This is a genomic window from Nocardia thailandica NBRC 100428, from assembly GCF_000308795.1.
Classification (GTDB): Bacteria; Actinomycetota; Actinomycetes; order Mycobacteriales; family Mycobacteriaceae; genus Nocardia; species Nocardia thailandica.
In genome coordinates this window covers 1-3,579 of sequence record NZ_BAGK01000140.1, presented here as the reverse complement: position 1 = coordinate 3,579, position 3,579 = coordinate 1, and the positions used below count along the sequence as shown (strand labels likewise).

Here is a 3,579-nt window from a genome sequence, read left to right as displayed (position 1 = left end):
GACGAGCCCGTCGGTGCACGGCAGCGCCGCGATCGAGACCGTGATCGACCGGGCCATGTCCCAGCTCGGCGTCGTCTACGCCTGGGGCGGCGGCGACGAGGACGGCCCGACCCTCGGCATCCGCGACGGCGGGACCGCCGACGAACACGGCGACTACAACAAGGTCGGCTTCGACTGCTCCGGGCTGATGCTCTACGCCTTCGCGGGCATCGGGGTGTCGCTGCCGCACTACAGTGGCTACCAGTACAACGCGGGCACCCGCGTGCCCGTCGAGGACCGCGAACGCGGCGACATGCTGTTCTGGGGGCCGGGCGGCAGCCAGCACGTGGCCCTGTACCTGGGCGACGGGACCATGATCGAGGCGCCGCAGTCCGGCGACGTCGTGAAGATCTCGCCGGTGCGCGAAGGCGGGATCATGCCCTACGCCGTGCGGATCGTCACCGACTGAGCAGGTCGCGGGTCACCCGTGCCCGTGCGGCACCTGGGCCGCGCGCCGAAGACGCGGCCGCTCACCGGCTCCCGCGACCGGCCGCGACCAGCTCCCACTCCGGCAGGTACGCCTCGGGATCGAATCCGCTGCGCGCGGAGTAGACCATCGCGCCCGCGCGAGGTCCGGTGGCCGCGCGCCACGGGCACACCCCGTCACGCAGGAAGCCGACCCAGTGCGGATGCATCAGGTCCGCGAGTTCGCGGGGCGGCCGGGGGCCGAGCACCTCGGTGACGCCGGGCGCGTCGAGCACGTCCCACACGAACGGCAGCTCCAGGCAGTGCGAGGCCGCGCCGGTCACCGAGGAACGGTGGCGGAAGTCGTAGAGCCAGGTCCGCGCGCCCAGGCCCGCGGCGGCGCGTTCGGCGGCCACCCGGACCGCGGGGACGCGGAAGGTGAGCTCGGCGACCAGCTGCCCGGCCAGATGCCGCGGTCCGAGCGCGGCGGCCGCGGCGACCAGCGCCTCCACCGCCGCGTCGCCCACGCCGCGCTGCGCCAGGCAGGCGCCGACCTCGTCGGCCGGGACGTCGTGGTCGAGCGCCAGCACGAATTCGTTGGCGGTGGTGCCGATCAGCAGTGGGATCCCGTCGTGGAAGCCGGCCGCCACGCCCTCCTCGAAGGTCAGCACGGTCTCGCCGTCGACCACCGGCGCGAACGCCAGGGGCAGATCGGCGTACGGGTCGGTCAGCCGCCCGGCGAAGTCGTCGGCCGCGGTCGGCAGCGCGCGCAGGGCGACCCGGTCGCCGAGGGGCTTCACCTGGGCGAGGACCGCGTCCTCGTCGACGGCCGACCAGGCGTCCGGGTCGTCCGCGGGCAGGCCGACGAGGCCGGCCAGCTCCCGGGCCAGCGACCGCGCGCGGTCCGGGGTCATCCGGCTCAGCGCGGGGGACTGGGCGACCGCGGCGCGGAAGAGACCGCGCGCCCCGGGCGCCGACAGCAGGGTGAGCACGCTGCCCGCGCCCGCCGACTGCCCGCCCACCGTGACCCGGCCCGGGTCGCCGCCGAAGGCCGCGATGTTCTCCCGCACCCAGGTCAGCGCCGCGATCTGGTCGAGCACACCGCGGTTGCGCGGCGCGCCGTCGATCGCGCCGAAGCCGTCGAAGGCCAGCCGATACGACATCGCGACCGCCACCACGCCGTCGCGGGCGAAGGCGCGCCCGTCGTACCACGGGCTCGACGGCGAGCCCGCGGTGTAGCCGCCGCCGTGGATCCAGACGAACACCGGCAACCGGGCGCCGGGATCGCCGGGCGCGGGGGTGAACACGTTGACGTTGAGCGTCTCCTCGCCCGGAAACGACGGCTCCGGCACGATCGGGACCCCGGCCGAGAACCGCTGCGGCGTCGCCCCGAACTCGGTGGCGTCCCGCACCCCGGCCCACGGCCGGACCGGGGCGGGCGCCCGATACCGGTGCTCCCCGGTCGGCGGCGCGGCGTAGGGAATGCCGAGGAAGGCCGCGGACGCGCCGCGCCACCACCCGCGCACTCTCCCGTCGCGGAGCCGGACCTCGACGAACTCACCCACGGTTCGCACCCTCCCTGCCGGGGCGGGGCCGGGTACCGGCCGCCGCCGGGTCGACGGACGCCGCGCCCCGGGGCCGCCGCCCCGGGCCGCGATCCGTCCAGGCTACGTGCGCGGGGCGGCGGCCCCGACGAACGTGGCCGAGACGATCACGTTCGCGAGGTAGCGGCGCGCACCCGGATCGAACGCGCCGCCGCAGGTGATCAACCGCAACCGCGGGGTCCCGTCGCCGGCGAAGACACGATCACGCGGGAAGTCCGTCTTGGCGATCGTTTCGGTGCGGTCGACGACGAAGCGTGCCCGTGACCCGTCCGCGCGGGTCACCGTCAGCTCGTCACCGGCGCGCACCTCGCCCAGCCGGAAGAACACCGCGGGCCCCCGCGCCGAGTCCACGTGACCGAGGACCACCGCGTTGCCCGCCTCGCCCGGGCTGGGCCCCGGGGCGAACCACGACGCGTGCGCGGAATCCACGGGCTCGGCGATCGACCCGTCCGCCGCCGTGCCGCCGGAGACCACCGCCGCGTCGAGGCCGATACCCGGCACCTGCACGCGCACCGGCTCCGACCGCGGCATCGGCACGGCCGCGACGGGCGCGGAGCCCAGCGCGCTGTCGGCGTGACCGGGTGGCGGCGCCGCCTGACGCGGGACGGCGGTGCCTGCCGCGGCGAACAAGGCCACCGCGACCGCCACCAGCGCCACCGCCACACCGGCGACCGCGTATCCCACGCCGCGGCGGTGCCGGCGGGTCATCGGGTCTCACCACGCTCGCGCCGTGACCTGCCGCCGCCTGTCACGCCGGCCTCCGGAGCACCCGCCACGCCGTCCGCGCCGCCAGACCCGCCGTCAGCAGCGACAGCGCGCCCAACGCCGCCAGCGTCCACCGACCGTCGGTCATCGGCCCGCCCGCGCCGGTCTCGGGCGCCCCGGAAGGCACCCACCGCCCGCCGTCGGCGCGGACATCGGCGGCCGACACCCGCTCACTCCCGGACCCGCCGGTGACCGCCGGTTCTCCGGGAATCCTCGTCCCGCCGTACCCACCGGGCGACGCCGTGTGCGGCCCACCGGGCGAGACTCCGCCGGACCGACCCGGTGCCGCACCTCCACCGGGCCCCGCGGGACCCTCGGGCACCCGCGAGCCACCGTGTCCGGGGGCGCCGCCGCCCGGCACACCCGCGCCGCCGCCCGTACCCCCGCCGCCGAGCACAGAACTCCCGACCGCCGCGCTGCCGACTGCCGCGCTGCCGACTGCGGCGCTGCCGACTGCCGCGCTGCCGACTGCGGCGCTGCCGACTGCCGCGCTGCCGACTGCTGCGCTGCCGGTCGCGGCGCTGCCGACTGCTGCGCTGCCGGTCGCGGCGCTGCCGAGCGCCGCGCTCCCCGTTGCCGCGCTGCCGAGCGCCGCGCTCCCCGTGGCCGCGCTACCGACGTTGGCGCTACCGGTTGCCGCGCTGCCGAGCGCCGCGCTCCCCGTGGCCGCGCTACCGATCCCGGCGCTCCCCGCACCCGCGCTGCCGACGTCGGCGCTACCGGTTGCCGCGCTACCGAGGGCCGCGCTCCCCGTTGCCGCGCTGCC

General features: G+C 77.1%; 4 protein-coding genes. 1 reads left to right on the top strand and 3 read right to left on the bottom strand.

The window, feature by feature from the left end; genetic code table 11:
- The coding region (locus ON36_RS15410; RefSeq protein ID WP_169334703.1) for an NlpC/P60 family protein at positions 1-448 on the top strand (448 nt) is incomplete at its 5' end.
- Between the two features lie 61 nt (positions 449-509).
- On the opposite strand, the gene ON36_RS15405 is transcribed toward ON36_RS15410, so the two are convergent.
- The 3 genes from ON36_RS15405 to ON36_RS37105 all read right to left on the bottom strand — a co-directional run bounded on the left by ON36_RS15405 (position 510) and on the right by ON36_RS37105 (position 3,492).
- Positions 510-2,009 (bottom strand): carboxylesterase/lipase family protein, encoded by a 1,500-nt coding sequence (locus tag ON36_RS15405; protein ID WP_043653255.1) that lies wholly within the window; start codon positions 2,007-2,009, stop codon positions 510-512.
- Between the two features lie 102 nt (positions 2,010-2,111).
- Entirely contained in the window at positions 2,112-2,756 is a 645-nt protein-coding gene (locus tag ON36_RS15400; protein WP_043653252.1) for a class F sortase, read from the bottom strand.
- A gap of 40 nt (positions 2,757-2,796) precedes the next feature.
- Positions 2,797-3,492 (bottom strand): hypothetical protein, encoded by a 696-nt coding sequence (locus tag ON36_RS37105; RefSeq protein ID WP_506330655.1) that lies wholly within the window; start codon positions 3,490-3,492, stop codon positions 2,797-2,799.
- Between the last annotated feature and the right edge of the window lie 87 nt (positions 3,493-3,579).

Bases quoted from the DNA above. Each gene is read 5' to 3' on its own strand.
- ON36_RS15400 (WP_043653252.1), bottom strand. From the start codon at position 2,756: ATGACCCGCCGGCACCGCCGCGGCGTGGGATACGCGGTCGCCGGTGTG.